We start from the raw sequence: 1,705 nt of genomic DNA on the forward strand, positions 1-1,705 counted from the left end.
AATGCAGTTTGCAGCTGCTCGGCATTCACCAGGGCCATCACCCTGGCCAAGGTATCGTGACTCGGCACGCCAGCTTCAAAATCGCCGTACTGGCGAAGAAAGTCCAACTTCGCGCGGCCAAAATCTTCGATTTCGTCCCAACCTTCTGCACCGCAGATCACCGCACAGACGATCAGAAACAAGATATCCGACAGCTGATGCTGCACTTTCCACGCCTGGCGGAAGTCGGGAACAATCGATAAATGGTGCATAAGAGACGGTGTCAGCATCGGATCATCCATGAGCGAAAGCTGCTAAATGACCACATGAGGTCCTTTTGGTAAAGCGCTACGAGGCCCATCGTAGAGCGGTTTTTCATGCATTTTCCCTGGCGCAATACCTTACAGGGAAACTCAGGTGTTGCACTCAGAATCTGCGGCCAAGCAGCTTAATGTCCATGAAGCCTTGCCTGAATAAATTGCTTGATGAGCTCACGCGAGGCTAACAAAAGATAGCTTCGTTGTGAAATCCGATCATCCGGCACCCTACACGTATATAAAAAATATTACTATATACATACCTTTAAGCCCTTTATCTTGCTCATAATAAAAACAGAGAAAAGGGAAACCAAAAAAACAAAAAAAGAAACCAACGGAATGTAAAAGAAACCACTCATGTAGCCTAGCAAATCATCCTTTAATAAATAGGATACGATCTCAAGATAAATAGGATGTATAAGATAAACACCAAGAGTCATCCCAGAAAGAGCTTTACTAGAATTTAAAAAATCAAAATCAAAAAACCTCATAACAACAAAAAAAAATGCAAACAGAAGCAATTATAGTGTTGAAACTCAAGTAGTTATAGAAATATTCATACGTGAAAAAATAGCTCCCAACCACAGTTGTTGACCATGCCAATAAAAGACCAGACACAGCATATAACGGATTAAGTTTAACCTCATGCCTTTTTATATAACCACCCAACATAAAATATCCTATGTATAACAAAAAGTCATTCGCAAAAAATCCTACACCTCCCTCAACCCCAAAGAAAGAAACAAGATTTTTGAACAAAATACTAAAAGCGGATAATAAAAAGGCAAAGCATATAAAGGCAAAAGAATACTCCTTGCCTAAAGATACCAGTACTTGCTTAAGATACGGGGTGGCCGCATAAAGGAAAGGTATCATAAACAAAAACCAAAGATGGTAATAAGGCCTCCCCATCAAAAAACCTTTAGCGATGATGAGATGTGCAGTATCCAGATCACCCTTTATGGAAAGTTTCAATAGAACCCACCCAGAAAATAAAATCGACCAAAAAGCCAAGGGGTAAAAAATTCTACCAAATCTTTTTTTAAAGAAAACAAAAGCATTATCACTGCTATTTAAAAGAAAGTACCCACTAATCATAACAAAAACCGGAACACACCATCGTGTAATAGAGTCAAACATGTTTCCAGCCCACCAATTCATACTTCCATAAAAAATATCAGACTTTTCCACACCACCTACAAACCCTGCGGCAGTATGGAGAACAACAACTGCAAATATAGCCAATACTCTTACGTTATACGCCCAAGCCATAAAATATGATCATCCATGGTTATTAAAAATAAGATCAACAATAATATATAAACACTTTCTTTGAATCCTGAATTCAAGCAATAAGCGCAGCACCTGCGGTATCCAGGCCTCCTGAGTCAGGGAAAACGCATGAAAGC

The 1,705-nt window shown here is 39.8% G+C and carries 2 protein-coding genes; both read right to left on the bottom strand.

Annotated features, from left to right (window positions below; all coding sequences use genetic code 11):
• Positions 1-269: ISAs1 family transposase (locus BF12_RS0115585; protein WP_024953070.1), on the bottom strand; the 269-nt coding region annotated here is incomplete at its 3' end.
• 504 nt (positions 270-773) lie between these two features.
• The gene (locus BF12_RS20520; protein ID WP_051511069.1) at positions 774-1,568 is read right to left on the bottom strand and encodes an acyltransferase; all 795 of its coding nucleotides are present in this window, start codon (positions 1,566-1,568) and stop codon (positions 774-776) included.
• Between the last annotated feature and the right edge of the window lie 137 nt (positions 1,569-1,705).

This window comes from Cobetia crustatorum, from assembly GCF_000591415.1.
Lineage (GTDB): Bacteria > Pseudomonadota > Gammaproteobacteria > Pseudomonadales > Halomonadaceae > Cobetia > Cobetia crustatorum.